The sequence below is a fragment of the Anaeromyxobacter terrae genome (genome assembly GCF_022690685.1).
Lineage (GTDB): Bacteria > Myxococcota > Myxococcia > Myxococcales > Anaeromyxobacteraceae > Anaeromyxobacter > Anaeromyxobacter terrae.
The window spans coordinates 31,116-53,746 of the sequence record NZ_JALCYY010000014.1 but is presented as its reverse complement, the minus strand read 5'-3'; the positions used below and the strand labels follow the sequence as shown (position 1 = coordinate 53,746).

Sequence of the window (22,631 nt, the reverse complement as noted above, 5' to 3'; positions counted from 1 at the left end):
GCGCCCGCGGGCGGCCGCAGGGCCGATCTGGCGGGCGAACGTGGTGGGGGCGCGGTAGATCTGCGGGCTTCGATGAGCGCCCCCGTCCGCCGCCTCCTCTGGCTCCTCGCCGGCACCGCCGGCCTCACCGTCGCGAACCTGTACTACAGCCAGCCGCTCCTCCCGATGATCGCGGCCGAGCTGCACGTCGCGCCCGGCACCGCCGGGCTCGTCTCGACCGCCACGCAGATCGGGTACGCCGTCGGCATGCTGCTCCTCGTCCCGCTGGGCGACGGGCACGAGCGGCGACGGCTCATCGTGGCGATGACCGGCGCGGTCAGCGCGGCGCTCGTCGGTGTCGCGGTCGCGCCGGGTCTCGGCGCGCTGCTCGCCGCGAGCTTCCTCCTCGGCGCCACGACCATCGTCCCGCAGCTCGTCGTCCCGTACGCCGTCGCCGTCGCCGATCCCGCCGCGCGGGGGCGCTCGGTCGGACTCGTGATGAGCGGGCTCCTCGTCGGGATCCTCCTCTCGCGCACGGTGAGCGGCGTGCTCGGGGCGCACATCGGCTGGCGTGCGACGTACGCGGGCGCCGCGGGGACGATGCTGCTCCTCGCGATCGCGCTCCGGTTCGTGCTCCCGGCGCAGGAGCCGCCCTCCCGCGCGCGCTGGGCGGACCTCCTCGCCTCGCTGCCGCGCCTCGTGCGCGAGGAGCCCCTGCTCCGGCGGCACGCGCTCCTCGGCGCGCTCGCGTTCGCCGCGTTCAGCGTGTTCTGGACCACCCTCGCCTTCCACCTCGCGCGCCCGCCGCTCGGCTACGGCAGCAGCGTCGCCGGGCTGTTCGGCGTCGTCGGCGTCTCCGGCGCGATCGCCGCGCCGGTCGCGGGGCGCCTCGCCGACCGCCACGGCTCGCGCATCGTGAACCTCGGCGCGATCGTCGCGGTGCTCGCCTCGTTCGGCGTGCTCGCGCTCGGACGGGCGAGCCTCGCCGGGCTCGCCGCCGGCGTCGTGCTCCTCGACTTCGGCGCGCAGGCGAACCACATCTCGAACCAGACCATCGTGCTCGGCCTCTCGGCCGAGAAGCGCAACCGCATCAACACCGTCTACATGGTGACCTACTTCGCGGGCGGCGCCGCCGGCTCGACGGCCGGCGCGTGGGCGTGGAGCGCCGGGGGCTGGTCCGCGGTGTGCGCCGCCGGGGCGGTGTTCTCGGCCCTCGCGATCGTCGCGTGGGCGACGGTGGGGCACCGAGAGGCGGTGGAGGCCTCCGCTGCGGTGGCGCGCGGCTAGCTCAACGGCTCGGCGCCGTGGCGGAGCGACGCGCGCCGCGCGCGTCCTGACCTCTCCAGCCCCCTGCCCTTCCCGGCGCGTGGACGCCCTTCCGCGGTCGTGCTCGACTCCCGCCATGCCGGCCGAATGGGTGGCCATCGGGTCCGTCGCGGCGCTCCTCGCCGTGCACCTCACGGCGGAGGCGCGCGGAGCGCCGGCCCTGAGGGCGCTCGGGAAGGTCGGAGCATCGGCGGCGCTCGTGGCCCTCGCGCTCGCCCTCGGCGTCGAGGGCGCGTTCGAGCGCGGGATCCTCGCGGGCCTGGTCCTCTCCGTGCTGGGCGACGCGCTCCTCCTCTCGCGACGGCGGCTCGCGTTCCTCGGTGGGCTCGTCGCGTTCCTGCTCGCGCACGTCGCCTATGCCGCGGCCTTCGCGCGCGTGACCCACCCATCGCTCGCGCTCGCGCTCGTCGTCCTCGCGGCGACGGGCACGGCGCTCCGCTGGCTCTGGGCTGGACTCGGCGATCTGCGCATCCCGGTCGTCGCCTACTGCGCCGTCATCTCCGCGATGCTCTGGCTCGCGCTCGGCGTCGAGCGCCCCGCGGTCCGCGCCGGCGCGCTGCTCTTCTACCTCTCGGACCTGCTCGTCGCGCGCGACCGGTTCGTGAAGCCGGGGATGTCGAACCGCGTCGTCGGGCTGCCGCTCTACTACGCCGGGCAGCTGCTCCTCGCGCTCGCGGTCGGGTAGCCCGTCGCCGCGAGCTTCAGGTCATGGGCGCGCCCGATCCTTCGCCTTCCTCGGCGTGGGCGGCCTCGCCTTCCCTCACGTTGTCGCCCGGAGCTACGAGCCCCTGGTCCTCGTGCGCGAACTCCGAGCTCTCGTCGCGAACCCTCCGTTCTGCGATCGCGGTGTGGCCCTCGCGCTCGAGCCGGAGCTCCCCACGCGTGACGGACAGGTACGCAGCTCCGTCCCGCACCTCGCTCACGAGGTCGATCGGGACCAGATGGTCCTTCAGGAAGGACACCCCGCTCTCGACGAGGATCCCGGCCGGCTCGAGCCGGATGATCGTCCCGAGCTCCACGCCGTCGCGCGCGCGGAGCGTCATGTTCTCGCTCAGCTCTCCGATATGGACCATGGTTCCTCCCGGTCCCACCACCCGCAGCTTGCGCGCCCCGAAGCCTCTCCGAAAGCGACGCGCCCTCGCTCGCACGCGTGGTCCGCGGCCCACACCCGCCGGCTCGAGCGGTGGGCATGCGGGCATGCAGGATCCCGAGCAGTGCGTTGCGGCCCCGAGGTCGCCTACCTCGTCCCGGCCACCGCCTTCAGCGCCTTCTCGATCGCCTCGGGCGCGCAGCGGATGTTCATGAAGCTGTGCGAGCCCATCATCTTGAGGTCCGGGAAGTTCACCGCGATCCGGAAGCGGGCGTAGAGCGCGCGAACGTCACCGTCCGTGACGAGGATCTCGTACGGCAGGTGGCCGGTGGAGCGGATCGCCTTGAAGTCGATCTCGCTCATGATGCGCGCGTCGCCCGAGCAGCCGTCGGCGAGCGCCACGCCGAACACCGTCTGCCTGCCGTCTGGGAGGTCGATCCGGTAGACCTTGCTCGATCCGCCGCGCCGCTCGGCGAGTCCGGCCTCGACCGCCTTGACCGCCTCGTCATGGCTCGCGAACTGGCCGAGCTTCGACGGCTCGTCGAAGTACTCCATGCCGACCATGTAGTGGTACTTGCGAAGGTCCTTCGCGCTCCTTCCCTCGGACGGCCCGTACTCCTCCATCCGCCCCAGCGCGCCCTCGAGAGCTGCCGCGACCCGAGCGAGGTCGCCGGGGAGGCGATAGGCCGCCGCCATGTACGACGGGTTCGTGTAGGCGACCTGGACCTCCTCGCCCATCTTCGTGATCGTGACGCGCTGGGCCGCGGCGTAGCCGCCGGCGGGGGTCCTGGACGCCTCGGTCTTCAGGGTCTCGTTCGTCACCGCCAGCACGAGGGCGCCGGGATAGGGCGCGTAGCTCCCGGCGATCTCGAAGCCCGCGGCCTGGAGCTTCTGCCTGGCCGTCTTCGCCGCACCGTCCACGTCTCCGGAGCCACGCGAGGCGAGCACGAAGGGCTTCATCGCGGGGTCGGCTGCGAGGGCCGAGGTGGCGAGGAGGAGGTAGCCGAGGGCGAGTCTCATCTTCATGGCGGTTCCTTTCGCGGCGGTGCCGCGCGACCGGGCGATCGAGCCTGAGAGCCCGGGCTCGCCGTGAGGATTCTGGACAGGATGTCGCACGGGGCGGCGTTGCCGCCGTCACGCGCTCGCGTCGCCGCGCGCCCGCCTCTTCGTGATCCTCATTCCTGGAATTCGTCGGTCCCCGAAAGGAGACCGGGCCGCCGTGTCGATCTCGCGGAGCGTCGTTCGACGTCCCCTTAGACCCGGGAGCTCGACCCCGGCCCACCGAAGGAGAGACGGCGATGCGCTACATGATCATGCACAAGGTGAACGCGAGCACCGAGGCGGGCGTCCTCCCCAGCCCGGAGCTCATGGCTGGGATGGGGAAGCTCGTCCAGGACGCGGCGAAGGCCGGCGTGTTCCGCAACGGGGAGGGGCTCCGGCCGAGCTCGACGCGCGTGCGCCTCAACTTCTCCCGGGGCCAGCGCACCCTGACGAAGGGCCCGCTCGTCGGCTCGAACGAGCTCGTCGCCGGCTTCGCGCTCATGAAGGTGCAGTCGATGGACGAGGCCATCGAGTGGGCTACGCGCTTCGCCCGGATCGTGGGAGACGTGGAGATCGACGTGGGGCCGGTGACCGAGCCCTGGGATCTCGGGGTGATGCCGAAGCCGACGGACGCGCCCCTGCGCGTCCTCGCCGTGCACAAGGCGGACGAGAGCTCGGAGGCGGGCGCTCCGCCCAGCCCGCAGATGATGGCCGACATGGCGAAGCTCGTGGAGGACATGTCGAAGGCCGGCGTGCTCCTCGCGACCGAGGGGCTGATGCCCAGCTCCACGGGGTGGCGCCTCCGGTACCGCGGCGGCAAGCGCACGGTGATCGACGGCCCCTTCGCCGAGTCGAAGGAGCTCATCGCCGGCTTCGTCATCTTGGACGTGAAGACGAAGGACGACGTCTTCTACTGGGCCCAGCGCTTCGCGGACGTCGTGGGCGACGTCGAGATGGACGTCCGCCCGCTGTTCGACGTCGAGCACTCCGCGCCGGAGCGGGGGATCGCATGAGCGCGAGCGCCGCCCCTGCCGAGCTCGCGGCAGCGCCCGCGCGCGCCGCGCGCCACGCCTCGCGGAAGGGGCTCTGGGCCGGACGGTCCCTGAGCGCCTTCGCCGCGCTGTTCCTCGCCCTCGACGGCGTCATCAAGCTGCTCGTGCCGGAGCCGGTCGTGGAGTCCATGGCCCGGCTCGGCTATCCGGTCGGCCTCGCCCGCGGGATCGGCGCGCTCGAGCTCGCCCTCCTCGCCGTCTACCTCGCGCCAAGGACCTCGGTGCTCGGCGCGATCCTGCTGACGGGCTATCTGGGCGGCGCCGTCTCCACCCACGTGCGCGTCGGCGACCCGCTCGTGAGCCACGTCCTCTTCCCGGTCTACGTGGGCGCGCTGCTGTGGGGAGGGCTGTTCCTGCGCGAGGCCCGGCTGCGGGCGCTCGTCCCTTCGCGCAGGGATCTGACGTGATGCCGCCGCGAACGAGCTCGCCGTGATCCACGGCGACCTGCGGGATGAGCGTCGACCCGCCGGGACGTGAGACGACGCGGCCGCCGGCTCTTCACTGGGTGTCGACTTCCCTGCCCGGCGAGTCGAGCCTCCGCTCGATCCGCCTGTCGGGGACGAGCCAGACGATCGCGACGAGGACGTAGAGCGCGTACGACATCCACGGATGGACGAACGCGAGCCCGATCGCGAGCGCGTAGACGATCGGCGAGCTCTTCCCCTTCCAGTCGCTCCCGATCGCGCGGGCGAGCGTCGAGCCGGGCCCCTCGTGCGCGAGGATCGAGCCCTGCAAGAGGTAGTAGGCGATCGCGGCCGAGAGCAGCACGCAGCCGTACACCGCCGCCGGCCACGGTTCGTTCGGGCTCTCTCCGACCCAGTGCGTGGTGAACGGCACGAGCGAGAGCCAGAACAAGAGGTGCAGGTTCGCCCAGAGGATGCGCCCGCTCACGCGGTGCGTCGCGTGGAGCATGTGGTGGTGGTTGTTCCAGTAGAGCCCGACGTACACGAAGCTGAGCACGTAGCTCAGGAACACCGGCAGGAGCGGCCGCAGCGCGGCGAGGTCGTGACCTCCCTCCGGGACGCGCAGCTCGAGCACCATGATCGTGATGACGATCGCGAGCACGCCGTCGCTGAAGGCTTCGAGCCGGGTCTTTCCCATGGCCCGACACTAATCGGCCGCGCGGCTCGGCGCGTTCCGTCGGAAACGGGGAGCGGGCCCCCTCACGCGGCGAGCGGCAGGTGGGATTCGATCGCCACGGCCTCGACCCCGACCAGCTCCGCCGCGTCGCGAGCCGACAGCATCCTGCGCTCGACGAGGACGCGGCCGGCGAGGGCGCGCGCCTCGCGAGCGCGGACCGCGTCGCTCATCAACAGCGAGGCGTGCAGCGCGAGGCGCGCCTCCACGGGCACGGCGGGATCGACGAGCAGCATCGGGACGAGGGACCAGGTGTTCATCGCACGCTCCTGGTCAGTTACTTAAATCGAAATCTGTCGATTTCAACCGGAACGGCCGTGGCTCGAGGGCACGGCCGCTACGCTCACAGGCTGCGCGCCTTTCGTTCCGCGGGCTTGGGGCGGCCCGCGCCCGAGAGGGTCCGCGCCCGCAGCGCGTCGAGGTACGCCTCCATCACGTCGCGCCGGAAGCGGTAGTAGGTGAAGTGGCCGTCCCGCCGCCGCTCGAGGAGCTGCGCGTTCGCGAGCTCCTTCAGGTGGTGCGACACCGTGGACTGGCAGAGCGCGGCCGACTCGACGATCGCCGAGCACGGGAGCTCGCCGGCGGCGGACGCGCGCTCCAGGATCTCGCAGCGCTGAGGATCCGCGAGCGCCCTGGCGATGGTGCAGAACTCTTCGTCGGTGAGCCCGACCGGCATGGTGACCGCCCCCCGAGGGCATCGATAACCGTCGATGATTCTCGAGTCAAGGCGCACCTCCGGCGGCGCCGGTGTAGGTGACGGAGCGCTGCTGAAAGGCTCGCGAGGCGCGCCGGCCCGTCGTTAGGTATCCGGGCATGACCACCCGTGCCCTGGCCGCGACCGCCGCGCGTCTCGAGACCCCGCTCTACACCGCGCTGCGCGCCGTCGCCGGCGCGATGTTCATGTTCCACGGCGCCCAGAAGATCCTCGGCTGGCTCGCCGCCGGGCCCGGCCCCGCGGCCGGCACGCAGCTCTGGTTCGGCGGGATCATCGAGCTCGCCGCCGGGACGCTCATCGCGCTCGGGCTCTTCACGCGCGCCGCGGCGTTCCTCGCCTCGGGCACGATGGCCGTCGCCTATCTCCAGTTCCACTGGAAGCTCGCCCTCTCCGGCTTCGCGTGGCTGCCCGCGGTGAACAAGGGCGAGCTCGCCGCCCTGTACTGCTTCCTCTTCCTCTACGTGACGGCGCGCGGGCCGGGGGCGATCTCGGTCGACGCGCTGCGCGGTGGGCCGCGCGGACATTGACGCGCTCCCGCCCTGTGGCTCGTTCCCCCGACGTGGCGAACGCGCACCGCGCGTGCGCAGGGCTCACGTGAGCGCACGTATCCTCCGGGACCACACGGCGCCGCCGAAGCATCGGAGATCCCTCGGGAGCATCGCGACGGCGCGGCCCTGGCACGTTCGGTGAACAGCGGGGCGCAGCGGTCCTACCCTCACGAGGAGAGATCCCCATGCGCAAGCTGCTCCCTGCCCTGTTTGCCCTCACGCTGCTCGCAGTCCCGTTCGCCTCTCACGCCCAGGTCTCGCTCGGCCTCCGGCTCGGGTACGCCCCCGCGCTCGGCGACGCCGCGAAGGACTCGAAGATGTCGGACGGCATCAAGAGCCAGATCCCCATCCAGCTCGACGCCACCTACGCGCTCACCCCTAGCTTCGCCCTCGGCGGGTACGTCTCGTACGGCTTCGGCCAGACCGGCGACCAGTTCAAGCAGATCTGCGATCAGGTCGACTGCTCCACGCGCGTCGTCCGGGCGGGCGTGCAGGGGATCTACACCTTCGCTCCCATGGGGCAGCTCAGGCCGTTCGCCGGCGTGGGCGCCGGGTACGAGTGGGGCAGCCTGAGCGCGGAGTCCGGCGGCCAGAAGGTCTCCGTCTCGTTCCGCGGGTTCGAGCTCCTGAACCTCACCGGCGGCGCCGACTACGTGGTGAACCCGCAGTTCGCGATCGGGCCGTACCTCGGGCTCAGCCTCGCGCGCTACTCGAACACCTCGATCGACGACGGCTCCGGCATCACCATGTCCGGCGAGATCGACCAGAAGGCGATGCACGAGTGGCTGCAGTTCGGCATCCGCGGGCGGTTCGACCTTTAAAGCTCCGCTCCCTCTCCCCCCGGCGCGCCGGGGGGAGAGGGCCTCGACGCGGGGCTGCCGCGCCCCTCGCCCTTCGCTACAATCGCCAGCACCGGAGGTGACATGCACAAGAGCAGGCTCTGCGCGGTGACGATCGACTGCAAGGACGGCGACCTCGACGTGGCCTCGCGCTTCTGGTCGGGCGCGCTCGGCCGTCCCGAACGCGAGCGCGAGGGGAACTACGTGACGCTCGAGGACCGGGACCGGCTCATCGTGCTCCTCCAGCGGGTCGACCACCCGAGCCGCGTCCACCTCGACATCGAGTCCAGCGACGTCGAGGCCGAGGTACGCCGGCTCGAAGCGCTCGGGGCGAAGCGGGTCGCCCAGGTGCGGACGTGGTGGGTGATGGAGGCCCCCACCGGCCAGCGCTTCTGCGTCTGCCGCGAGCAGCGCGGCCCCCTCGGCGACGACGCCAACACCTGGCCGTGAGGCGGGCGAGGGCCGCGGGCGCCGGTCCGCGGGCTCACCCCGTGAGCTCCCAGTAGAAGCGCTTGTTGTCCTTCCCCTTGTTGTCGAACCTCGCGACGCGCGCGCGGCCGATCTCCTCCGTCGAGTGCACGTGCGTCCCGCCGCACGCCTGCGCGTCGAAGCCCTCCAGCTCGACGATCCGCACGCGGCCGTCCACCACGGGCGGGAGGACGTTCAGGGTCCGGACGAGCTCGGGACGCGCCCGGAACTCCTCCTCGCCGATGATCGCCGAGGTGACGCGCAGGCCCCGCTCGATCACCGCGTTAACTCGCGCCTCGAGCTCGCCGATCTGCTCGCGCGCGAACGACGGCAGCCTGAAGTCGATGCGTGAGCGGTCCGCGCCGAGCTGGACGCCGGTGATGATCCCGCCGAACGCCTCGCGCGCCACCGTGTTCACCACGTGCATGAGGCCATGGTGGCGCATGAGCGCGTAACGCCACGGCCAGTCCAGGATCCCCCGGACCCGCTGGCCCGGCGCGAGCTCGCGGCCGACCGCGTGCCAGATCCGGCCGGCGTCGTCCTCGTGAACCGCGGCGACCGGCAGGGTCTCGCCGCCCTCGCCGCCCATGGCGAGCGCGCCGCGGTCCGGCGGCTGGCCGCCGCCGCCCGGGAAGAAGGCCGTCCGCGACAGAGTGCAGGCGCCGCCGGCGCTCTCCTGCACCTCGGCCTCGAACTCGCGGAGGTAGGCGTCCTCCAGATAGAGCCTCGTCGTCATCGGTTCCCTCCTCGAGCCGCCCATGTCCTCGCGCAAGATTACCGCCCCCGCGCGGTGTTAGATGGGCACCCTCGAAACCGGCTCGAGAGACGCCGAGGAGCCCCATGCCCGCATCGAAGACCGCCAGCCGCGACGCCTTTGCCTCGAACCTCGGCGCCTTCGCCGCCACCGTCGGCTCCGCCATCGGGCTCGGCAACATCTGGAAGTTCCCCTACCTCACCGGCTCGAACGGCGGCGCCGCCTTCGTGCTCACCTACCTGCTCGCAGTGGCGCTCGTCGGGATTCCCGTGATGGCCGTGGAGCACGTCATCGGCCGGAAAATGCGCCTCGACGCCGTCCGCGCCTATGGCCGGGTGGTCCCGGGCCAGCCGTTCTGGGCGGCGATCGGCTGGGCAGGCCTCGTCTCGGCGGTCCTCATCATGGCGTTCTACACGGACGTCGCCGGCTGGGTGTTCGCCTACGTGTTCAAGTCGGCGGGTGCGTTCGTCTCCGGCAAGCCGCTCACGCCCGAGACCTTCGGCGCCCTGGCGGGCGGGACCTGGGAGCCCATCTTCTGGCAGGCCGCCGTCCTCGCGCTCACGACGGTCATCATCGCGTCCGGCGTCTCGCAGGGCATCGAGAAGGTCACGAAGACCCTCATGCCGCTCCTCTTCGCCCTCCTCCTCGTCTGCGATCTCCGCGCCCTCACGCTCCCCGGCGCCTTCGCCGGCGTCTCGTACCTGTTCAGCCCGGACCCCTCCAAGATCACGGCGAGCGTCCTGCTCTCGGCGCTCGGCCTCGCCTTCTTCAAGCTGTCGCTCGGCATGGGAACGATGACGACCTACGGGTCGTACATGCCGGACCAGACCCGGATCGTCCCGAACGCGACGCGGGTGGCGCTCGCCGACACCCTCGTGTCGCTGCTCGCGGGGCTCGCCATCTTCCCGGCGGTGTTCGCCCTCGGCGGCACGCCGGCGGGTGGCCCGGGGCTCCTCTTCAACACCATCCCGCTCGTCTTCGCCCAGATGCCGCTCGGCGGGCTCTTCACCGCGATCTTCTTCGTCCTCGCAGCGATCGCGACCATCGGCGCGATGGTGAGCCTCATGGAGGTCCCGGTCGCCTTCTTCGTCGAGAAGGGTCACGTGCGCCGCCCGGTCGCCGCCGTCATCACCGGCGGCGCGATGTTCGCGCTCGGGACCCTCGCGACCCTCTCCCAGGGCCCGGTCCTCGCGGACGTGAAACTCTTCGGCAAGAACTTCTTCGATCTCTTCGACTTCCTGTCCTCGAACGTGCTCCTCCCGGTGGGCGGCCTCGCCATCGCGATCGTCGGCGGCTGGCTCGTCTCGAGGAAGGCCTTCATGGACGAGCTGAACAAGGGCCACGCGTCGGCGAGCTGGTACGACCGGACGTTCTACGCGTTCATCCGGTTCGTCGCGCCGGGGCTCATCCTGCTCATCCTCCTCAACAGCCTCGGCGTGATCCGGCTGGCGTAGCCCCGCGTTCGAAGACGACCCATCTCGGACCCTTCGAGGGACACCACTCAGATCTCGGAACCGGTCCCCCGATGGCGGGAACGGTCCGCGTGAGGCGCGACAGCAAGAAGGGGAGCGAATTCGACGATTGCTGTCGGCGCTGGGCCGCAGGAGCTCGCGCCGCGGCGGTGAACCGGCCCATCCGACTCCGCGCGCGAGTGAATAGCCGCGGGACGCGGTCGTCTGTAGCTCGAGACGCCGAGGCCATTCGGGCCCGCCGTTCCTCGCTGGCCCTTTCCGGGATCGAGCGCCGGCGGTGAACGGTGGTTTACTCGCGGTCTCTTTAGGCCCCGGCTGGGCCGCTCTGGCGGCCGCGCCTGGTTCACCCAGGGAGCGATGCCGCTCCCGCACTCGAGAGGACACGTAGATGACGAAGAGGATCGCAGTCACGATCGCTTTCGCGGCGCTGGTCGGCTTCGCTGTTCCTGCTCGCGCCCAGGCTCCGGCCGCGGGGGAGCACCTCGGGACGGCCAAGGCGAAGGCGCAGGAGACCGGCGCCCAGGCCGAGACGAAGTCGAGCGCCGCGGCCACGAAGGCCGACGCGCAGAGCGAGGCCGCCGCGAAGAAGGCCGAGGAGAAGAGCGAGTCCGCGGCGACGGAGGCCAAGGAGCAGGCCGCCGAGGCGAAGGCCAAGGGGCACGAGCAGGCCACCACCGCGAAGGCGAAGGCGAAGACCAGCAAGGCGAAGGGCGTCTCCAAGGCGAAGACCGGCAAGGCGAAGGGCGAGGCGACCGCCGCGGAGACCAAGGCGAAGGGCGAGGAGAAGGCCAAGGCCGCGCAGGAGCGGATGGAGACGGAGCCGGCGCCCACGCCTGCGCCGCCTGCGCCCGCCCCGGCGCCCGCGCCCGCGAAGCCGTAGCCCCGCCGAGCTCTTCGCAGGAACCGACGACCCGGCCTCTCGCCGGGTCGTCGGCGTTTCTCGCCCCGTGCGCCGGGGCCGTCAGGGCGCCGCAGGCGTGCCCGCGCGATCCGGGGCAGCCATCGCGGGCCCGCGGTCGACGAGCTCCGCGCCCAGCAGTGCGCGCGCAGCGTCGGTGGCCTCATGCGTCCCCGCCAGCGCGAGGACGTCACCGGCACGGAGGACCTCGGCCGCCGCCGGGATCATCACGGGGCCGGCCGCCCGCGAGATCGCGAGCACCGTGGCGCCGGTTCGCCCGCGGATGGCGAGCTCGGACAGGGTCTGCCCGGACGCAGCGCTCTCGGCGCCGAGCCGCACCACCACCGGCTCGCCCAGCCCGGGGAACATCGCGCGCACGGCGGAGAGGGCGTCCCCAGAGTGGCCCTCGCCGCTCGGCACCGCCTGCTTGGCGAGCGCCTCGACGATCACCTGCGCGCCGGCGCGGACGTGGCCCTGGAGCTCGGTGGCGCTCCGCCAGAACCCGACCCCGAACACGAGGAGCGCGCCGAGGAGGAGCAGCGCCCCGGGGGCCCCGCTCGGCAGGAACGGCTGCGTGAGCGCCACCACCGGCAGGAGCGCGAGCAGCGTCGCGCCGAGCTGGAACGAGGCGACGAGCGCGCGGCGAGGCGCCTGCGCGAGATCGAGCCGTCCGGCGCCGCTCTCGGGCAGGGCGATCGCGGCGAGCGTGAGGCCCAGGCGCCGGGCGTTCACGACGAGCCCTACGCCGAACGGGAGCGCGAGGAGCGAGATCGCGACGACCACGACGAGGTGCGCGAGCGTCGCCCCCATGCCGAGGTGCCCGACGAGCGCGCGAGCCGCCGACCCCGCCGCGAAGGACCCGCCGATCACGATCGCGACGAGGAGCCCGGCGTCGAGGAGCATCGCGCGCACGACGCGGCGGACCCGCGCGCCGGCGGACTGCCGGCGGGGCGAGGTGCGGAGCTGCTCGATCCAGCTCCCGTACAGCGACAGCACGGTCTGCACGGAGTGCGGCAGCTTGCGATCGAGCCAGGCCGCGGTGCCGCCGGAGGCGCCGATGAGCCAGGGGGTGGTGAGGGTGGTCACCGCCGAGACCGCCACCGCGAGGGGGTAGAGGAAGTCGCGGGTCGCGCCGAGCGAGGAGCCGAGGGCGGCGAGGATGAAGGAGAACTCGCCGATCTGCGCGAGGCTCATGCCCGCCTGGACGGAGGTGCGGACGCTGCTCCCCGTGAAGACCGCGCCCAGCGCGACCGCGGCGGACTTCCCCAGCACGACGAGGGGGATGAAGACCACGATCGCGACCCAGTTCTCGGCGACGAGGGCCGGGTCGATGAGCATGCCGACCGAGACGAAGAAGATCGCCGCGAACAGGTCGCGCACCGGCCGGACGAGCTCCTCGACGGAGTGCGCCTCGCCGGACTCCGCGACGAGCGAGCCCGCGATGAACGCCCCGAGGGCCACGGAGTAGCCGGCCGCGAGCGCGAGGTAGGAGATGCCGAAGCAGAGCGCGAGGCTCGTCACGAGGAGCGTCTCGGGGCGGCCGAGCCGGTGCACGTAGCGGATCGCGCGGGGCACGACGAGCATGCCGGCAGCGAGGAGGGCCGCCAGGAAGGCGCCGAGCTTTCCGAGCGTGAGGCCGAGCGCGCCGGGCGAGAGCCCCGCGCCGGTCGCGACCGCGGTGAGCACGGCCATGAAGAGGATCGCGAACAGGTCCTCGACGAGGAGCACCCCGACGACGAGGTCCCTCAGCCGGCCGCGCACCTTCAGGTCGTCGAACGCCTTCGCGATGATGGTCGTGCTGGACATCGCGACGATGGCGCCCGCGAAGACGCTCTCCATCGCGGACCAGCCGAACGCGCGCCCCGCGAGGAAGCCGAGCCAGACCATGATGCTCGACTGGACCAGCGCCGTGACCCCGGAGGTGGGGCCGACCTCCACGAGCTTGCGCAGGCTGAACTCGAGCCCCAGGCCGAACATGAGCAGGATGACGCCCAGCTCCGAGAGGGTCTGGACGACGTCCACGTCGGCCACGAGCGGCACCGGCACGTGCGGGCCGACGATGAGGCCGGCGAGGATGTAGCCGAGCACCACTGGCTGCCGGAGCCGCTGGAAGAGGACCGTCGTGATCGCCGCGACCGCGAGGACGATCACGAGCGCATGAAGGAAGACGTGGGCTCCGGACACGCCGGGACACCTCCTGCAGGTGAGTGGTCGAGGGAGCCAACTTACCGATGGCGGGCCCGGCCGTCGGTCGGAAATCGCCTCGCGCGCGAGAAATCCGCGCGCGAGCGTCTCTGCCGGGGCCCTCGCGCGCGCTCAGCGGCTCCTGCAGCGGAGCGGAGCCCCGCGCCGCGCGAGCGCGCCAGCGCGCGGGAGGTGCCAGCTCGCGCAGACCCGTGGTAACGACTTCGGTATGCACACGAACCGACCCGAGACCCCGCCGGCCCACGACGCGGGGCACCTCGCGAACCGCGTCACGCTGCTCACGCTCGCGAGCCTCTGCTGCCTCCTGCTGGGCGCGCTGTCGATGCCCCTCACCTTCCAGAGCACTGAGCGCACCACGCCGCGCGTCCTCTCGGGCACGCCGGTCGCCGCGGGCGTGGGCGCGGCCGTGCTGGCGCGCGGCGCACGCGCGAGGCTCCGCGCGGCGCGCGAGCAGGAGGAGACCGCGGCCTCCGCCGCCGAGCCCGGCGACCCGGGGCGGAGGAACTCGCGCACCAGCTGACGAGACCGCCAGGAGGCGGTCGGCTCGTCAGCCAGGCTGTCGTGCTGTGACGGGAGGGGCCCCGACGACGGCGACCAGCCGTCGTCGCAGGCCCCGCCAGAATCCTTCAGCGCGCCGCCGCCTCCTGGCCGGGCTTGATGAGGACCTTGGTGTAGCCGGGCTCGCGCCGATCGAACTTCCGGTACGCGTCGGGCGCCTCGCTGAGCGGGATGCGCCGAGACACGATGAAGCTGGGCTTCGCCCGGCCGGCGATGATGAGGTCGCGCAGCACCAGGCTGTAGTTCTTCACCGGCGTCTGCCCCATTCCGACCTGGAGCCCCTTCTCCCACAGCTTGCCCCACGGCAGGGTGTAGGCGCCCTGCTTCGCGGCCTTGTCCTTGCCGCCCGGATCCTCGGGCAGGAAGACGCCGATGATGCCGAGGGCGCCGGTGGGGTTCACGACCTCGACGAGCTGCTCGGTCACCGAGGTCGCGTGCTCCTTGCTCGGGTCCGCGAAGTCCTTGGCCTGGTAGCCGACCGCGTCGATGCCGCACATGACGCCCGCCATCTTCTCCTCGCCCCGGCGCATGGCGCCGCGCACGAGGGGGTTCGCGAGGCGCAGGTTGCGGATCTGCTCGGCCGGCGGCCCCTTGCGGAAGTCGATCGCGATGGCGCCGATCTTTTGCGCCTTCTCGAGCCGCTCCGGGATCGCGTCGACGACGTACACCTCGGCGGCGCCGCGCAGCATGGAGCTGTACGCGGCGAGCAGACCCACCGGGCCGGCGCCGAAGATCGCGACGGTGGAGCCGGGCTGCACCTTCGCCATCTCCGCGGCGTGGTAGCCGGTCGGGAAGATGTCGGAGAGGAGCAGGAAGTCGTCCTCGAGCTCGTCGCCCGGCTTGCCCGGCAGCTTGATGCAGTTCGCCTCGCCCCATGGGACGCGCAGGAGCTCCGCCTGGCCGCCCTTGTACGGGCCCATCCCCACGTAGCCGTACGCCGCGCCGGCCGCCTCGTCGTTCGTCACGAGGCACGCGCTCGTGTAGCCGCGCGAGCAGTTGAAGCAGGTGCCGCAGGCGATGTTGAAGGGCAGGACCACCCGGTCACCCTTCTGCAGCTGCTGCACCGCGGCCCCCACCTCCTCGATGACGCCCATGTTCTCGTGGCCCATGACCACGCCCGGCTCGGCGGCGGTGCGCCCCTCGTACATGTGCAGATCGCTGCCGCAGATACCGGCGGTGCTGATCCGTACGAGCACGTCCGTCGCGCTCTCGATCCGCGGGTCCTCCACCTGCTCGACGGACACCTTCCCCGGCCCCTTCCACACCACTGCTCGCATGTGTGACCTCCTGGAAGACCGGAAATTCGGCACGCGCCGCGCGGGCGGCACCGGGCCGGGAGCCGTCCGGCCCCACGCCGCCGCGCTCTCGTCCGGCACGTCCGCCCGCCGGCCTCGGCCTCCTCGCCGCCCCGGGAGCGCGCGTTCCGCGGCGTCGTGCCACACCCGAGGCGACGAGCCCAGGCGGAGTGACCGAGCGGCCTACCGTCGACGTTGGGGAGTGCCCAGCAAGACCGGCTCGCGTCCTCGTGCCGCGCCGAGAATCCAGCGCGATGGGGATCGCTGCGCGCATACCCGGGCTGCGCGACTGGGAAGATCAGGTGAAGTGTCAGGCGGGTTGCCCGGTCGCCACGGACGCGGGGCGCTACGTCCAGCTCGTCGCGGAGGGCCGCTACGAGGAGGGGTACCTCGTCGCGCGCGCCCCGAACCCGTTCGCCTCGGTGTGTGGCCGCGTCTGCGCCGCGCCGTGCGAGGAGGCGTGCCGGCGGGGGAGCGTGGATCGTCCCATCACGATCCGCGCGCTCAAGCGGACGCTGTGCGAGCGCTACGGCGTCGAGTCGATGCACCCGGAGACGCAGGCCCGGCTGCGCACGGAGCCGATGCGCGAGGGGAATCGCTACGCCGGGCACCTGCCGGTCGAGCGTGTCGGGCAGACTCCGGCGGCGCGGCGGCCCAAGGTCGCGGTGATCGGCGCGGGCGCGGCGGGGCTCTCGGCGGCGCACGACCTCGCCCTCCTCGACTACGACGTCACGGTCTTCGAGGCCTCGGCCGAGCCGGGCGGGATGATGCGCTACGGCATCCCGGAGTACCGGCTCCCGCGCAGCCTGATCCAGGCGGAGATCGACGCGATCCTCTCGCTCGGCGTCACGCTCCGGCTGGAGACGCCGCTCACGCCGGAGCGCGGCCTCGCGGCGCTCCGGTCAGACGGGTTCGAGGCGGTCTTCCTCGCGGTGGGCGTGCAGAAGGGGCGCGATCTCCAGCTGCCGGGGGTCGAGCTCGACGGCGTCGTGAAGGCCATCGACTACCTGCTCAACGCGAACCAGGGGTTCCGGCTCGATCTCGGGCGGCGCGTGGTGGTGATCGGCGGCGGGTTCGTGGCGTTCGACGCCGCGCGCACCGCGCTGCGTGTGAGCCGGGAGGAGGAGCTCCGGGCGCTCTCGGGCGAGACCGGCGGCGAGGCCGACGCGCGGCTCAAGGAGGCGCTCGACTCCGCGCGCGAGGCGCTGCGCGGCGGCGCCACGGAGGTCACCATCGTCTCCCTCGAGGCGTTCGAGGAGATGCCCGTCCTGCGCACCACGCAGGGCCACGAGGAGTTCGAGGAGGCGCAGCGCGAAGGCGTCCGGTTCCTGCCCCGGCGCGGCCCGCGCCGGTTCCTCGGCGAGGGCGGCAAGCTCCGGGCGGTGGAGCTGCGCAAGGTCCTCTCCGTGTTCGACGCGAGCGGCCGCTTCGCGCCCCGCTACGACGACGCCGACGTCATGCCGCTCGAGGCCGATGGCTGCATCCTCGCCATCGGGCAGCGGGCGGACCTGTCGTTCCTGCACCCGGAGGACGGCGTCGAGCTCACGCCCGGCGGCACGATCCGCGTGGACCAGGGCACCCTCGCCACGTCCGCGCCGGGAGTGTTCGCGGGCGGCGACGTCGCCTTCGGGCCGCGGAACCTCATCGAGGGCATCGCGAACGGCAAGCGCGCGGCGCGGTCGATCCACCGGTTCCTCGCCGGGGAGCGCGCCAGGCTCGAGACGCGGCTCGACGTCGAGAAGATCCCGACGCGCGAGTACCGGATGATCCCCGGCTACGAGCTCCTCGACCGCCAGGCGCCGCCGACCCTGCCGGTGGACCGGCGCACCGGCATCGCCGAGGTCGAGGTCGGTTTCTCGGAGCTCGAGGCGCGCCAGCAGGGGGCGCGCTGTCTCGTCTGCCACGTGCAGACCATCTACGACCCGGAGAAGTGCGTCCTCTGCAGCCGCTGCGTCGACGTCTGCCCGGAGTACTGCCTCGCGCTCGTGCCGCTCGACGAGGTGGAGCTGCCCGAGGCGGAGCGCGCCGCGGTGGTGGCGCTCGCCGCGGCGGAGGGGCTGCCGCTCTCCGCGATGCTGAAGGACGACACCGCCTGCATCCGCTGTGGGCTCTGCGCCATCCGCTGCCCCACGGACGCGATGACGATGGAGCGCTTCACGTTCACGGAGCGGTGGACCGCGGCGGCCGCGCCGGAGGGGACGCCATGACCTCGGATCGCAGGGAGTTCCTGAAGAAGCTCGGGATCGGCGTGGGGCTCGCCTCCGTCGCCGGCCAGGGGCTCGCGTCGCTCCGCTCGCTCGTCCCGAACGTCTCCTACGACGCGCCCACGGTCGTGAAGCTCGGGATCCCCGCCGAGTTCCCGGAGGGGATGAAGTTCCTCCCGGAGCAGCGGCTGTTCGTGTTCCGCGAGGGCAACGTCTTCCACGCGATCTCGGCGGTGTGCACCCACCTCGGCTGCACCGTCCGCGCGGAGGCGCTCTCCTCCCCGGTCATGAAGAAGGTCGGCGGCGCCGAGCTCAGGCTCACGCACCGGTTCCTCTGCCCGTGCCACGGCTCGCAGTACACCGGCGACGGCCAGAACGTGGCCGGGCCGGCGCCGCGGCCGCTCGAGTGGTGGGCGCTCTCGGTCGCCCCCGACGACGGGCAGCTCGTCGTGGATCTCGCGAAGCCGGTGGAGCGCAGCTTCCGCCTCACGACCGCCTGAGGAGGCGCCATGGCCGTCCTGCCGACCGTCCCGCCCGAAGCGCCCCGCCCCGCGCCAGGCGTCCACCTGCGCCGCCTGTGGAGCGTGCGCCCCGCCTCCGATCGCGAGGCGGGCGACGCGATCGTCGCGAACTTCATCCTCCACTGGTTCCCGGCGCGCTCGCTCAAGGAGTCGATGGAGTGGCGCTACTCGCTCTGGCTCGGGACCATCTCGACCGCGCTCCTCGCGCTCCTCGTCGCGTCCGGGATCCCCCTCCTGTTCCTGCACATCCCCTCGGTCGAGCGCGCCTACGGGTCCGTGAAGGACATCGAGAACGTCGTCACGTTCGGCTCCTGGATCCGGGCGGTGCACCGGCTCGGCGCGCACCTCATGGTGGCGGTCGTCTTCCTGCACCTCGCGCGGGTCTTCCTCACCGGCGCGTACAAGAACGGCGTCGGCCGCGGCCAGAACCGCGAGTGGAACTGGGTCATCGGCGTCGTGATGTTCCTCCTCACCCTGTTCCTGTCCTTCACCGGGTACCTGCTCCCGTGGGACCAGCTCGCCTACTGGGCGGTGACGGTCGGCACCAACATCGCGTCGGCGGTGCCGCTCGTCGGGGCGCAGATGCGCGAGCTCCTCCTCGGGGGACGCGCCATCGACCAGCCGACGCTCACGCGCTTCCACGTCCTGCACGTGATCGTGCTGCCGGGCGTGCTCGGGGTGCTGTTCGCCTACCACATGTGGCGCATCCGCAAGGACGGCGGGCTCGCGCGCGCCGACCACGCGACGCGCCTGCCCGCGCCGGCGGAGGTCCCCGCCGAGCGCACGCGCACGAAGACCTACTCGCTGCTCGGCGTCGCGCGCGGGCAGGGGCCGCTCATCCGCGCCTCGTCCGTCGAGCGGCCGGAGACCACGGTCAGCTCGGTCCCGGACCTCACCCGCCGCGTCGCCCTCGTCATGCTCGGCACCGTCGCGGTGATCTCGATCCTGGCGGTGTTCGTCCCGTCGCCGCTCGAGGAGCCGGCGAACGCGCTCGTCACGCCGAACCCGGCGAAGGCCCCCTGGTACTTCCTCTGGCTGCAGGAGATCGTCACCGACACGACGATCCGGATCGGCTCCTTCACCGTGAACGGGGCGCTCGTCGGCGGCGTCATCCTGCCCGGCCTGCTCGTCGCGCTCCTCGTCGTCTGGCCGTGGCTCGATCGCAGCCCGGCCGCGGCGGCGGGGCGGTGGTTCCCCCGGAGCCGCCGCACCCAGAACGCCGTGTTCCTCGTCATCGTCGCGATCGTGATCCTCCTCACCATCGTCGGCACCTTCTCGCGCGGCCCCTACTGGCACCTCTACTGGCCGTGGCAGGCCTGGCCAGAGATGCCGACCCGGTTCTAGGCCATGGAACCCGTCACCCCATCGCCGTTCGCCTCCCGTGACCGCCTCGTCTTCGCGATCGTGGGCGTGCTCCTCGTCGTCTCCACGGTCCTGTTCGTCTGGAGCGATCGGGCGAAGGACTGGCGCTGGTACCAGGCCGAGTTCCGCAAGCGCGTCGAGGAGAAGTTCGGCGCGGAGAAGGCGCAGGGCGTCCACGACGGGCTCGTCCAGATCTGGGCCCCGGAGCTGCGCCGCGCCGATCGCTGCATCACCTGCCACCAGGCCGGGCCGTGGAAGGGCTTCGAGGACGCGGAGGAGCCGTTCCGGACGCACCCGCCGGAGATCATCCGGATCCACCCGGTCCAGCGCTTCGGCTGCACCGCCTGCCACGGCGGCCAGGGCTACGCCATCGACGCGGACGAGGCGCACGGGCCGGCGCCGCACTGGGAGGAGCCGGTGCTCGGGCCCTACCTCGGCGAGGCGTACTCGCTCGCCTGGGAGGACAAGGGCGCGCTCATCCAGATCAACTGCAACCTGTGCCACCGCTACGAGCGCGAGACCAAGGGCGCCGACGCGGTGAACCTCGCGAAGAAGCTCGTGCGCGACAAGGGCTGCCGGGCGTGCCACGTCGTGAACGGGCGCGGCGGCACGATCGGCCCCGACCTGACCTACGTCGGCGACAAGGCGCCCGAGCAGTACGACCACTCGCGCCTGCTCGGCCAGAAGACGGCCTTCGCCTGGCACGTGGCGCACCTCAAGGAGCCGAAGGCGATCGTGCCCGAGACGGTGATGCCGAACTTCGGGTTCACGACGCGCGAGGTGCAGGCGCTCGCGATGCTGGTCACGTCGTGGCGGCGCACGTCGCTGCCGGCGTCCTACGCCCCCGGCGCGCCGCGGAGCGAGCCGCAGACGCCGCAGGAGGTGGCGGAGGAGGAGCGGATGCGCACCGGGCCGGGCGCGTGGTTCGTGAAGACCGGCTGCTTCGTCTGCCACAGCATCTCGTCGCTGGGCGTGAGGAGCCCCGCGCAGATCGGCCCCGACCTGTCGATCGCCGTCGAGGACGTGCAGAAGCGCTTCGGCCGCACCCTCGACGACTTCCTCGCGGCGCCGACCGGCACGATGGCGGTGGTGCTCTCCCGCCAGATCGTGCTCACGCCCGAGGAGAAGAAGGTCGCGATCGCGAAGCTCCGCGAGGCGTTCGCCGCCTGGCAGCAGGAGCGCGCGAAGAAAGAGGAGCCCGCCGCGAAGCCCAGGGAGCCGGGCGGCGAGCCCGCGAACACGAGGAGGACGCCATGACGTTGCAGGGGAAGAGGCGCGTCGCGATCGCTGCGGCCGCGCTGGCGATGATCTCGGTCGCGGGCTGCGCGCCGTCGAAGCCGAAGGGCGGGCGCCGCGCGCCAGCCGCCGCCTCGGACGTGGCGGTGGCCGCGCAGAAGACCTACGTCGCGCCCGGCGATCTCGACGAGTACTACATGTTCTCGTCGGGCGGGCACTCCGGGCAGGTGTTCGTCTACGGGCTGCCCTCGATGCGCCACCTCGGCACCATCCCGGTGTTCACGCCTTACCCGGGGACGGGCTACGGGTACGACGACGACACGCGGAAGATGCTCGGGGCGTACACCTGGGGTGACGCCCACCACCCGGCGCTCTCCGAGACGAAGGGCGACTACGACGGCCGCTGGCTGTTCATCAACGACATGAACGGCCGGGTCGCGCGCATCGACCTGCGCGACTTCAAGACGAAGCAGATCCTCGGGCCCATCCCGAACGTCTCCGGGAACCACGGCTCGTCCTTCGTCACGCCGAACACCGAGTACGCGATGATGTCGTCGCGCTTCTCGGTCCCGATCCCGCTCGGCACCTACGCGCCGATCGAGAAGTACGCGACGGACTACAAGGGCGTCGTCGTCGGCGTGAAGATCGATCCCAAGTCGGGCGAGATGTCGCTCGGCTGGGAGATCGTGACGCCGCCGTTCGACTGGGACCTCGGCGACGCCGGCAAGGGCGTGTCCGACGGCTGGATGTTCTTCACCTGCTACAACTCCGAGCGGGGCACGGGGAAGCTCGAGGTGACCGCCTCGCAGCGCGACCGCGACTACATCGCCGCGGTGGACTGGCGGCTCGCCGAGAAGTCCATCGCCGAGGGCAAGGGCAAGATGATCGGCGGCGTGCGCGTGCTCGACCCGCGCGAGGTCCCCGGCCTCATCTACCTCATGCCCTGCGGGAAGTCGCCGCACGGCGTGGACGTGTCTCCCGACGGCAAGTGGATCATCGGCTCGGGCAAGCTCCAGGGCGTCACCACCGCCTTCAACTTCGAGAAGGTGCAGACGGCGATCCGCAACAAGGACTTCATCGGCGACGAGGACGGGATCCCGGTGCTCAAGTACGAGTCGATCAAGGACGCCGAGGTGCCGGTGGGCCTCGGCCCGCTGCACACGCAGTTCGGCCCGGACGGCTTCGCCTACACCTCGCTGTTCGTGGACAGCGCCATCGCGAAGTGGAAGCTCGGCACGTGGGAGGTCGTCGACAAGATCCCGGTCTCGTACTCGGTCGGCCACCTCGCCGCCGCCGAGGGTGACACGGTGAGCCCGGACGGCAAGTACGTCGTGTCCCTGAACAAGCTCTCCCACGGGCGCCACCTGTCCCTCGGCCCCTCCCAGCCCGAGTCGTCGCAGCTCATCGACATCACCGAGGAGAAGATGAAGCTGCTCTACGACGCCTTCACCGAGCCCGAGCCGCACTACGCGCAGATCATCAAGGCGGACAAGGTGAAGCCGATCGAGGTCTATCCGAAGGAGGAGAACAAGCACCCCCTCGCGACCTGGGACGTGAAGGAGGCGGGCCCGAAGCGCGAGGGCGACCGGGTCGTCGTGCGCACCGTGGTGGTCCGCTCGACCATCACGCCCACGAGCGTCGAGGTGAACCAGGGCGACACCGTCACGTTCGCCATCACCAACATCGAGCAGACCACCGACGAGCTCCACGGGTTCGGGCTCCTCGGCTACGACCGGAACCTGGTCGTCGATCCCGGCGAGACGAAGACCGTCACCATCAAGGCCGACAAGCCCGGCGTGTTCCCCTACTACTGCACGAACTTCTGCTCGGCGCTCCACCAGGAGATGCAGGGTTATCTCATCGTGAAGCCGCGCGCGGGAGGCGACGAGAAGGGCCGCAAGCACGGCGAGGAGCACGACTGACGACGGAGG

General features: G+C 71.9%; 23 protein-coding genes. 15 read left to right on the top strand and 8 right to left on the bottom strand.

Translation table 11 applies throughout. The features are described 5' to 3' along the window. Positions 1-72: 72 nt before the first annotated feature. Together MNY62_RS08515 and MNY62_RS08510 are read left to right on the top strand one after the other, a co-directional pair. Positions 73-1,266, top strand: a complete 1,194-nt coding sequence (locus tag MNY62_RS08515; RefSeq protein ID WP_242343725.1) for an MFS transporter — start codon at positions 73-75, stop codon at positions 1,264-1,266. Positions 1,267-1,381: 115 nt separating this feature from the next. Then, positions 1,382-1,990: a lysoplasmalogenase family protein gene (locus tag MNY62_RS08510; RefSeq protein WP_242343724.1), complete on the top strand. Its 609-nt coding sequence runs from the start codon at positions 1,382-1,384 to the stop codon at positions 1,988-1,990. Positions 1,991-2,006: 16 nt separating this feature from the next. On the opposite strand, the gene MNY62_RS08505 is transcribed toward MNY62_RS08510, so the two are convergent. Then, a complete protein-coding gene (locus MNY62_RS08505; RefSeq protein ID WP_242343723.1) occupies positions 2,007-2,378 on the bottom strand; it encodes a hypothetical protein in 372 nt (123 codons plus the stop codon). A 164-nt stretch (positions 2,379-2,542) separates the two neighbouring features. Then, positions 2,543-3,421: a hypothetical protein gene (locus MNY62_RS08500; protein ID WP_242343722.1), complete on the bottom strand. Its 879-nt coding sequence runs from the start codon at positions 3,419-3,421 to the stop codon at positions 2,543-2,545. Between the two features lie 272 nt (positions 3,422-3,693). On the opposite strand from MNY62_RS08500, the gene MNY62_RS08495 reads away from it, so the two are divergent. Next, on the top strand, positions 3,694-4,449 hold the full coding sequence (locus MNY62_RS08495; RefSeq protein WP_242343721.1) for a YciI family protein: 756 nt from the start codon (positions 3,694-3,696) through the stop codon (positions 4,447-4,449). After that, the gene (locus tag MNY62_RS08490) at positions 4,446-4,895 is read left to right on the top strand and encodes a DoxX family protein (protein WP_242343720.1); all 450 of its coding nucleotides are present in this window, start codon (positions 4,446-4,448) and stop codon (positions 4,893-4,895) included. Before MNY62_RS08495 ends, MNY62_RS08490 begins: the two co-directional genes overlap by 4 nt. 91 nt (positions 4,896-4,986) lie before the next feature. Here the strand turns inward: MNY62_RS08490 and MNY62_RS08485 are convergent, their stop codons facing one another. The 3 genes from MNY62_RS08485 to MNY62_RS08475 form a co-directional block, all read right to left on the bottom strand. Further along, positions 4,987-5,589: a TMEM175 family protein gene (locus MNY62_RS08485; protein ID WP_242343719.1), complete on the bottom strand. Its 603-nt coding sequence runs from the start codon at positions 5,587-5,589 to the stop codon at positions 4,987-4,989. Between the two features lie 62 nt (positions 5,590-5,651). Next, positions 5,652-5,885: a hypothetical protein gene (locus tag MNY62_RS08480; protein WP_242343718.1), complete on the bottom strand. Its 234-nt coding sequence runs from the start codon at positions 5,883-5,885 to the stop codon at positions 5,652-5,654. An 83-nt stretch (positions 5,886-5,968) separates the two neighbouring features. Then, positions 5,969-6,301: an ArsR/SmtB family transcription factor gene (locus tag MNY62_RS08475; RefSeq protein WP_242343717.1), complete on the bottom strand. Its 333-nt coding sequence runs from the start codon at positions 6,299-6,301 to the stop codon at positions 5,969-5,971. 137 nt (positions 6,302-6,438) lie between these two features. On the opposite strand from MNY62_RS08475, the gene MNY62_RS08470 reads away from it, so the two are divergent. The 3 genes from MNY62_RS08470 to MNY62_RS08460 all read left to right on the top strand — a co-directional run bounded on the left by MNY62_RS08470 (position 6,439) and on the right by MNY62_RS08460 (position 8,177). Beyond that, positions 6,439-6,867 (top strand): DoxX family protein, encoded by a 429-nt coding sequence (locus MNY62_RS08470; protein WP_242343716.1) that lies wholly within the window; start codon positions 6,439-6,441, stop codon positions 6,865-6,867. Between the two features lie 206 nt (positions 6,868-7,073). After that, complete coding sequence (locus tag MNY62_RS08465; RefSeq protein ID WP_242343715.1) at positions 7,074-7,709, top strand: outer membrane beta-barrel protein; 636 nt, start codon at positions 7,074-7,076, stop codon at positions 7,707-7,709. 102 nt (positions 7,710-7,811) lie between these two features. After that, complete coding sequence (locus tag MNY62_RS08460) at positions 7,812-8,177, top strand: VOC family protein (RefSeq protein WP_242343714.1); 366 nt, start codon at positions 7,812-7,814, stop codon at positions 8,175-8,177. 34 nt (positions 8,178-8,211) lie between these two features. Here the strand turns inward: MNY62_RS08460 and MNY62_RS08455 are convergent, their stop codons facing one another. Continuing rightward, positions 8,212-8,931 carry an alanyl-tRNA editing protein gene (locus MNY62_RS08455; protein ID WP_242343713.1) on the bottom strand — a complete coding sequence of 240 codons (720 nt, stop codon included), beginning with the start codon at positions 8,929-8,931 and terminating at the stop codon, positions 8,212-8,214. Between the two features lie 104 nt (positions 8,932-9,035). Between MNY62_RS08455 and MNY62_RS08450 the strand changes: the two genes are divergently transcribed. Together MNY62_RS08450 and MNY62_RS08445 are read left to right on the top strand one after the other, a co-directional pair. Beyond that, the gene (locus tag MNY62_RS08450; protein WP_242343712.1) at positions 9,036-10,403 is read left to right on the top strand and encodes a sodium-dependent transporter; all 1,368 of its coding nucleotides are present in this window, start codon (positions 9,036-9,038) and stop codon (positions 10,401-10,403) included. Positions 10,404-10,809: 406 nt separating this feature from the next. Beyond that, the gene (locus MNY62_RS08445) at positions 10,810-11,301 is read left to right on the top strand and encodes a hypothetical protein (protein ID WP_242343711.1); all 492 of its coding nucleotides are present in this window, start codon (positions 10,810-10,812) and stop codon (positions 11,299-11,301) included. Positions 11,302-11,382: 81 nt separating this feature from the next. Here MNY62_RS08445 and MNY62_RS08440 read toward each other — a convergent pair whose 3' ends face one another. Continuing rightward, positions 11,383-13,503 (bottom strand): cation:proton antiporter domain-containing protein, encoded by a 2,121-nt coding sequence (locus MNY62_RS08440; RefSeq protein WP_242343710.1) that lies wholly within the window; start codon positions 13,501-13,503, stop codon positions 11,383-11,385. A 229-nt stretch (positions 13,504-13,732) separates the two neighbouring features. Between MNY62_RS08440 and MNY62_RS08435 the strand changes: the two genes are divergently transcribed. Continuing rightward, positions 13,733-14,044: a hypothetical protein gene (locus tag MNY62_RS08435; protein WP_242343709.1), complete on the top strand. Its 312-nt coding sequence runs from the start codon at positions 13,733-13,735 to the stop codon at positions 14,042-14,044. A 106-nt stretch (positions 14,045-14,150) separates the two neighbouring features. Here the strand turns inward: MNY62_RS08435 and MNY62_RS08430 are convergent, their stop codons facing one another. Beyond that, entirely contained in the window at positions 14,151-15,359 is a 1,209-nt protein-coding gene (locus MNY62_RS08430; protein WP_242343708.1) for a glutathione-independent formaldehyde dehydrogenase, read from the bottom strand. Positions 15,360-15,631: 272 nt separating this feature from the next. Here MNY62_RS08430 and MNY62_RS08425 point away from each other — a divergent pair, with 272 nt between their 5' ends. The 5 genes from MNY62_RS08425 to nosZ are packed head-to-tail and all read left to right on the top strand — an operon-like array spanning position 15,632 to position 22,622. Then, the gene (locus MNY62_RS08425) at positions 15,632-17,584 is read left to right on the top strand and encodes an FAD-dependent oxidoreductase (RefSeq protein ID WP_242343707.1); all 1,953 of its coding nucleotides are present in this window, start codon (positions 15,632-15,634) and stop codon (positions 17,582-17,584) included. After that, positions 17,581-18,081: a QcrA and Rieske domain-containing protein gene (locus MNY62_RS08420; protein WP_242343706.1), complete on the top strand. Its 501-nt coding sequence runs from the start codon at positions 17,581-17,583 to the stop codon at positions 18,079-18,081. Before MNY62_RS08425 ends, MNY62_RS08420 begins: the two co-directional genes overlap by 4 nt. Positions 18,082-18,090: 9 nt before the next feature. Next, positions 18,091-19,446 (top strand): cytochrome b, encoded by a 1,356-nt coding sequence (locus MNY62_RS08415; RefSeq protein WP_242343705.1) that lies wholly within the window; start codon positions 18,091-18,093, stop codon positions 19,444-19,446. Positions 19,447-19,449: 3 nt separating this feature from the next. After that, a complete protein-coding gene (locus MNY62_RS08410; protein WP_242343704.1) occupies positions 19,450-20,721 on the top strand; it encodes a c-type cytochrome in 1,272 nt (423 codons plus the stop codon). Continuing rightward, the gene (gene nosZ, locus MNY62_RS08405) at positions 20,718-22,622 is read left to right on the top strand and encodes a Sec-dependent nitrous-oxide reductase (protein ID WP_242343703.1); all 1,905 of its coding nucleotides are present in this window, start codon (positions 20,718-20,720) and stop codon (positions 22,620-22,622) included. Before MNY62_RS08410 ends, nosZ begins: the two co-directional genes overlap by 4 nt. Positions 22,623-22,631: the final 9 nt, after the last annotated feature.

Coding starts and splice junctions, on each gene's coding strand:
- MNY62_RS08485 (WP_242343719.1), bottom strand. CDS start 5,589: ATGGGAAAGACCCGGCTCGAAGCCTTCAGCGACGGCGTGCTCGCGATC.
- MNY62_RS08430 (WP_242343708.1), bottom strand. CDS start 15,359: ATGCGAGCAGTGGTGTGGAAGGGGCCGGGGAAGGTGTCCGTCGAGCAG.
- MNY62_RS08455 (WP_242343713.1), bottom strand. CDS start 8,931: ATGACGACGAGGCTCTATCTGGAGGACGCCTACCTCCGCGAGTTCGAG.
- MNY62_RS08495 (WP_242343721.1), top strand. CDS start 3,694: ATGCGCTACATGATCATGCACAAGGTGAACGCGAGCACCGAGGCGGGC.
- MNY62_RS08435 (WP_242343709.1), top strand. CDS start 13,733: ATGCACACGAACCGACCCGAGACCCCGCCGGCCCACGACGCGGGGCAC.
- MNY62_RS08505 (WP_242343723.1), bottom strand. CDS start 2,378: ATGGTCCATATCGGAGAGCTGAGCGAGAACATGACGCTCCGCGCGCGC.
- MNY62_RS08480 (WP_242343718.1), bottom strand. CDS start 5,885: ATGAACACCTGGTCCCTCGTCCCGATGCTGCTCGTCGATCCCGCCGTG.
- MNY62_RS08470 (WP_242343716.1), top strand. CDS start 6,439: ATGACCACCCGTGCCCTGGCCGCGACCGCCGCGCGTCTCGAGACCCCG.
- MNY62_RS08420 (WP_242343706.1), top strand. CDS start 17,581: ATGACCTCGGATCGCAGGGAGTTCCTGAAGAAGCTCGGGATCGGCGTG.
- MNY62_RS08500 (WP_242343722.1), bottom strand. CDS start 3,421: ATGAAGATGAGACTCGCCCTCGGCTACCTCCTCCTCGCCACCTCGGCC.
- MNY62_RS08445 (WP_242343711.1), top strand. CDS start 10,810: ATGACGAAGAGGATCGCAGTCACGATCGCTTTCGCGGCGCTGGTCGGC.
- MNY62_RS08460 (WP_242343714.1), top strand. CDS start 7,812: ATGCACAAGAGCAGGCTCTGCGCGGTGACGATCGACTGCAAGGACGGC.
- MNY62_RS08475 (WP_242343717.1), bottom strand. CDS start 6,301: ATGCCGGTCGGGCTCACCGACGAAGAGTTCTGCACCATCGCCAGGGCG.
- MNY62_RS08510 (WP_242343724.1), top strand. CDS start 1,382: ATGCCGGCCGAATGGGTGGCCATCGGGTCCGTCGCGGCGCTCCTCGCC.
- MNY62_RS08515 (WP_242343725.1), top strand. CDS start 73: ATGAGCGCCCCCGTCCGCCGCCTCCTCTGGCTCCTCGCCGGCACCGCC.
- MNY62_RS08410 (WP_242343704.1), top strand. CDS start 19,450: ATGGAACCCGTCACCCCATCGCCGTTCGCCTCCCGTGACCGCCTCGTC.
- MNY62_RS08490 (WP_242343720.1), top strand. CDS start 4,446: ATGAGCGCGAGCGCCGCCCCTGCCGAGCTCGCGGCAGCGCCCGCGCGC.
- MNY62_RS08415 (WP_242343705.1), top strand. CDS start 18,091: ATGGCCGTCCTGCCGACCGTCCCGCCCGAAGCGCCCCGCCCCGCGCCA.
- nosZ (WP_242343703.1), top strand. CDS start 20,718: ATGACGTTGCAGGGGAAGAGGCGCGTCGCGATCGCTGCGGCCGCGCTG.
- MNY62_RS08450 (WP_242343712.1), top strand. CDS start 9,036: ATGCCCGCATCGAAGACCGCCAGCCGCGACGCCTTTGCCTCGAACCTC.
- MNY62_RS08465 (WP_242343715.1), top strand. CDS start 7,074: ATGCGCAAGCTGCTCCCTGCCCTGTTTGCCCTCACGCTGCTCGCAGTC.
- MNY62_RS08425 (WP_242343707.1), top strand. CDS start 15,632: ATGGGGATCGCTGCGCGCATACCCGGGCTGCGCGACTGGGAAGATCAG.